Annotated in this window: 4 protein-coding genes and 2 pseudogenes; 5 read left to right on the forward strand and 1 reads right to left on the reverse strand. The window is 67.6% G+C overall.

Annotation, left to right across the window (positions count from 1 at the left end; all coding sequences use genetic code 11):
• From FXN61_RS46900 to FXN61_RS46920, 5 genes and pseudogenes are all read left to right on the forward strand, one after another.
• A pseudogene (locus FXN61_RS46900) lies at window positions 1-228 on the forward strand (branched-chain amino acid ABC transporter substrate-binding protein); the annotation flags it as partial.
• Window positions 229-306: 78 nt separating this feature from the next.
• Entirely contained in the window at window positions 307-1221 is a 915-nt protein-coding gene (locus FXN61_RS46905; protein ID WP_167980259.1) for a branched-chain amino acid ABC transporter permease, read from the forward strand.
• Window positions 1218-2945: a branched-chain amino acid ABC transporter permease gene (locus FXN61_RS46910; protein WP_167980260.1), complete on the forward strand. Its 1728-nt coding sequence runs from the start codon at window positions 1218-1220 to the stop codon at window positions 2943-2945. Before FXN61_RS46905 ends, FXN61_RS46910 begins: the two co-directional genes overlap by 4 nt.
• The gene (locus FXN61_RS46915) at window positions 2942-3763 is read left to right on the forward strand and encodes an ABC transporter ATP-binding protein (protein WP_167980261.1); all 822 of its coding nucleotides are present in this window, start codon (window positions 2942-2944) and stop codon (window positions 3761-3763) included. Before FXN61_RS46910 ends, FXN61_RS46915 begins: the two co-directional genes overlap by 4 nt.
• Complete coding sequence (locus FXN61_RS46920) at window positions 3760-4476, forward strand: ABC transporter ATP-binding protein (RefSeq protein WP_167980262.1); 717 nt, start codon at window positions 3760-3762, stop codon at window positions 4474-4476. The genes FXN61_RS46915 and FXN61_RS46920 overlap by 4 nt, the downstream gene beginning before the upstream one ends.
• 52 nt (window positions 4477-4528) lie before the next feature.
• On the opposite strand, the pseudogene FXN61_RS46925 reads toward FXN61_RS46920, so the two are convergent.
• Window positions 4529-5277 (reverse strand): annotated as a pseudogene (locus tag FXN61_RS46925) (lipase); the annotation flags it as partial.

The following is a 5277-nucleotide window of genomic DNA, read 5'->3' on the forward strand; positions in this document are numbered from 1 at the left end:
GCCGCGAACGCCATCATCGGTTCGCTGGCCAAGACCGTCGACGGCGCTGCCTGGGACGAGTCGAAGCGCGACTCGATGCTGACCAACGTCGGCTCCTTCAGCGGCTCCGGTGCCACTGGTGAGATCAAGTTCGACCAGTACGGCGACAGCACGAACAAGGTCCTGACCGTTTACCAGGTGACCTCTGGCAAGTGGAAGGACGTTCAGACCGGCGAGTTCACCGGCTGAGGCGACTGCTGACAATTCATTGAAGCTGCGGCGGGGGCGGGCGAAGTTTGCTCGCCCCCGCCGTCTACGGAGGTAGTCGTGTCAGTCCTGCTCCAACAGCTGGCGAACGGGGTCGTTCAGGGGTCGTTGATCGCCCTGATCGCCCTCGGGTACACGATGGTGTACGGCATCATCCAGCTGATCAACTTCGCCCACGGCGAGGTTTTCATGGTGGCCTCGTACGGAGGCCTCGCCACGTTCACGCTTCTTCCTGACGACCTCAAGAAGTCGCCTGCCGTGGCCCTGCCGCTGATGTTCGTCGGTGGCATCGTGGTGGCGGTCGTCGTCGCCGTGATCATGGAACGGTTCGCCTACCGCCCGCTGCGCAACGCGCCTCGGCTGGCACCGCTGATCACAGCGCTGGGCGTGTCCGTGTTCCTGCAGGAGGCCGTGCGCGTCTGGTACCCCAACGCCACGTCGAACCTGCCGTACCCCAAGGTCTTCCCTGAGGGCAACCTCACGCTCGGCCCGGTCAACATCCCGTGGACCGGCGTGCTGCTCGTCGTCCTGTCGGTCGGCCTGTCCATCCTGCTGCAGACCTACATCAACCGGTCGCGGATGGGCCGTGCGATGCGCGCGACCGCGCAGGACCCCGACACCGCGAAGCTGATGGGTGTCAACCCGGACCGCGTGATCGTGCTGACGTTCATCTTCGGCGCCGTGCTCGCGGGCGTCGCGGGCGTCATGTTCGGCGGGTACCTGAGCAACATCAACATCGACATGGGCTTCCAGAACGGCATCTTCGCGTTCACCGCGGCGGTCCTGGGCGGCGTCGGCAGCATCCGCGGCGCGGTCATCGGCGCGTTCATCATCGGTCTGATCAAGACCCTGGCAGGTCAGTACATGCCGGGCGGCACCCAGTACGACTACGTGTGGATCTTCGTCGTGCTGATCCTCGTGCTCGTCTTCCGCCCGCAGGGTCTGTTCGGTGAGCCGGAAAGGGTGCGCGCATGAGCACGATCGACACTACTTCTGGCAAGCGTTCCGCACTCGCGCCCCTCGGCAAGCCGCTCGCGGCGGTCGGCGGCGTGCTGGGCATCGTGGCGGCCCTGCTGCCGTGGGTCACGTTCAGCCTCAACGACGGCAACTGGCCGGACAAGTCGACGCTGCAGTTCTTCGACGCTCCGCTCGCCGTCACCGGGTTCCGCTGGCACGTGCTGCTGCTCGGCGTCTTCATCCTGGTGGCGGCCTTCGCGCCGATCCCGTCCAGGGGACGCGTCGTCAGGGCGCTCGGCTGGGGCCTGGCCGTCATCTCGTTCATCAACGGCGCCTACATCACGAGCAAGGGTGGTGGCCTCGGCGCCATCACCGCCGCTGAGGGCGTGACCGCGTTCGGCAGCATCGCCGGTCTCGTCGCGGGTGTGCTGACGATCCTGGCGGGATACGGCATCGGCCTCGAGCCGGTCGGGCTGTGGAAGTTCAAGCCGTCCAAGCCGATCGCGTACCTGGTGCTGCTGGTGTCGTTCGCGGCGGTGCTGTTCGCCGTCGCCGCGATGCTGACCACCGGTGGTGTCGGCACGTCCAACCCGTACGCGGGTGCGATCTTCCTGTCGTTCCTCGGATTCGCGGGCGGTGTCCTCGGCGCGCTGAGCGGTGTCGGCTTCGTCCGCTGGCTCTCGGTGCTGTCCGAAGAGCACCGCGTGTTCAGCGTGATCGTGCTGGCGGCGTGCGCGCTGCTGCTGCCGTTCACCGACGCCGGCAACGAGTACTGGATGACGGTCGCGGCGAACATCGGCATCTACGCCGCCACCGCGATCGGTCTCAACATCGTCGTCGGTCTCGCGGGTCTGCTCGACCTCGGGTACGTGGCGTTCATGGGCATCGGCGCGCTCGTCGCGGCGAACTTCTCCGGTGCCGCCGCGGCGAACTTCGGCATCGAGCTGCCGTTCCCGGTGGCCGCGGTGATCGCGGCGGTCGTCGCGGGTGCGTTCGGCGCCATCGTCGGTTCGCCGACGCTGCGGGTGCGCGGTGACTACCTGGCCATCGTGACGCTGGCGTTCGGTGAGATCTTCACCCGCTCCGCGCAGAACGACATCGGTGGCATTTCCAACGGCTCCAACGCCATCCCGGGCATCCCGGCTGTGTCGTTGTTCGGCAAGGAGTTCAACCGGGAGCTGACGCTCGGCGCGGTGAAGCTGCCCGCCGGTGTCCTCTACTACATCCTGATCGTCCTTCTCGTGGCCGCGACGATGGCGGTGTTCGCGAACCTCAAGTTCAGCCGCATCGGCCGGGCCTGGATCGCGATCCGCGAGGACGAGGACGCGGCCCGCGCGATGGGCATCCAGACCGGTAAGAAGAAGATCCTGGCGTTCCTCATCGGCGCCACGCTCGCGGGTCTCGCGGGTGCGGTGTTCGCGCACAAGAACGGCACGGTGTCCTACGAGTCGTTCAAGTTCCTCGAGTCGGTCACGCTGCTCGCGGCGGTCATCCTCGGCGGCATGGGCTCGATCCCCGGTGCCGTGCTCGGTGCCTCGCTGCTGTTCGTGCTGCCCGAGAAGCTGCGCGACTTCGACAACTACCGCCTGATGATCTTCGGCCTCGCGCTGATCCTGATCATGCGGTTCCGTCCGCAGGGTCTGATCCCGGACCGGCACCGTCGTGCCGAGCTCGCGGACGAGGATGTTGGTGGTGTGCCGGTTGACGAGGTGCACGAGGTGCCGAAGGAGGCGAAGGCGTGACCACGCCGGTTTTGGAAGCGCGCGACGTCTCGATGGTCTTCGGTGGCCTCAAGGCGTTGAAGAGCGTCACCCTGACGCTCGAGGAAGGCAAGATCGTCGGACTGATCGGCCCGAACGGCGCGGGGAAGACGACGTTCTTCAACTGCCTGACGGGTCTGTACACGCCGACCACGGGCAAGGTGCTGCTGAAGGGCAAGGAGCTGCCCGGCGACCCGGCGCAGGTGACGCGGGCGGGCATGGCGCGGACGTTCCAGAACATCCGCCTGTTCCCCAGCATGACCGTGCTGGAGAACGTGCTCGTCGGCCGCCACCCGCGGATGAAGCAGGGCCCGCTGGCCTCGCTGTTCCACGGCCCGGCCTACCAGCGCGGCGAGAAGGCGGCCCGTGAGCGCTCGCGTGAGCTGCTCGAGTTCGCCGGTCTGCGCGGCCCGGAGGACGAGCTCGCGCGCAACCTCCCGTACGGCGACCAGCGCCGTCTGGAGATCGCGCGCGCGTTGGCGACCGATCCGGCGGTGCTGCTGCTGGACGAGCCCACGGCGGGTATGAACCCGCAGGAGACGGAAGCGACGCAGCAGCTGATCTTCCGCATCCGCGAGACGGGCGTGTCGGTCGTCGTGATCGAGCACGACATCAAGTTCATCTTCGGGCTGTGCGACTCGGTTTCCGTGCTCGTGCAGGGCGAGCTGCTCGTCGAGGGCAGCCCCGAGGTCGTGCGGGCGGACCCGCGGGTGGTCGAGGCCTACCTCGGCAAGCCGCCGGAGGAAGTCCAGCACGACGTCGAGGCCGCCGCTGCTTCTGCTGAGGAGGAGCAGGCATGACCGCGCTGCTCGAAGTCCGCAACCTCTCGGTCGCTTATGGCGCGATCGAGGCCGTCCGCGACATCTCGTTCACCGTCGAGGCCGGTCACATCGTGTCGCTGATCGGCGCGAACGGTGCGGGCAAGACCACGACCCTGCGCACCATCTCGGGTCTGCTGCGGCCGGTGTCAGGCGAGATCCTGTTCCAGGGCAAGCCGATCCACAGCGACCCCGCGCACGCGATCCTCGGTGAGGGCATCGCCCACTGCCCCGAGGGCCGCCGGCTCTTCCCGCGGATGACCGTGGAGGAGAACCTGCAGCTCGGCGCGTACGTCCGCAAGGACGACGGTGTCGAGGCCGACATGCAGCGTGTGTACGACCTCTTCCCCGTGCTGGGGGAGCGGCGGCACAACAAGGCCGGCCTCTTCTCCGGTGGTGAGCAGCAGATGCTGGCCATCGGGCGCGCGATGATGTCCAAGCCCCGCCTGCTGATGCTCGACGAGCCCTCCATGGGTCTCTCGCCGATCATGACGCAGCGGATCTTCGACACCATCAAGGAGCTGCAGTCGCTGGGCACCACCATTCTCCTGGTGGAGCAGAACGCCCTCGCGGCTCTGGCGTTGTCGGACCACGGTTACGTGATCGACCTCGGTCGCACCACTCTGGACGGTCCGGGTCGCGCGCTGCTGGCTGACCAGCGTGTGCGTGACGCGTACCTGGGTGAGGCGCACTGATCCAGTTGTTGTGAGAGCGGGGCGGAGGGCTTGTCCTCCGCCCCGCTTTCGTCTATTTCTGGTCGAACTCGGCCAGGACGCGCGGCAGTGCGAGCTTGGCCGCCTTGGAGTGGTCGACGTCCGCGCCGAGGTCGACCAGCGTGGACTTGGCGTGGTGCTTCTTCAGCCGCTGGTCGCAGTAGGCGGAGGTCTCGATCAGCGTGTCCTTGTCGCCGGTGGACGAATAGATCGTCACCGGAACCCTGGGGCGCCAGTCGCAGTAGCGGTCCGCCTCGCGCAGTTTCGTGCGCAGGACGCCGGTCGGGTTCTTGACGCGGTCGAGGTAGGTCTCGGTGAACAGGTCGGTGATCTTGCCGGGCAGCTTCGGGAAGATCTCCTCGTTGCGGTGCTCGCCGTCGAACAGCCCCTCGACCGACGGGTCCTTGAACGCCTCGGACGGGGTGTCGTAGAGGTGGTGCAGCCGGTTCCACGCCACCGTCCAGTACGCCATGTACGCGACGCTCTTGGCGATCTCGTCGCGAACGCCCTTGGCGACGAGCAGGCTCGGTTTCATCGGGCCGCTGATCGGGGCCAGGCCGCCGACCTTCAGCCCGGGCCCGGCGCCGGCCTGCAGGGCTTGGCCCAGCGCCATGGTGGCGTGACCGCCCTGCGAGTGGCCGGTGATCATGACGCGCGGGTCGGGGCGGCGGCCCTGGCGTGCGGCGAACTGGCCGGCCGCGCGTAACGCGTCCACTGACGCCGTGACGGTCGACGGGGCGTCGGCGTACGGGTGGTAGCCGGGCCCTGTGCCCAGGCCCAGGT

Origin of the sequence: Lentzea indica (assembly GCF_012184385.1) — a bacterium.
In the GTDB taxonomy this organism is placed as follows: domain Bacteria; phylum Actinomycetota; class Actinomycetes; order Mycobacteriales; family Pseudonocardiaceae; genus Lentzea; species Lentzea indica.

Bases quoted from the DNA above. Each gene is read 5' to 3' on its own strand.
- FXN61_RS46910 (WP_167980260.1), top strand. From the start codon at position 1,218: ATGAGCACGATCGACACTACTTCTGGCAAGCGTTCCGCACTCGCGCCC.
- FXN61_RS46920 (WP_167980262.1), top strand. From the start codon at position 3,760: ATGACCGCGCTGCTCGAAGTCCGCAACCTCTCGGTCGCTTATGGCGCG.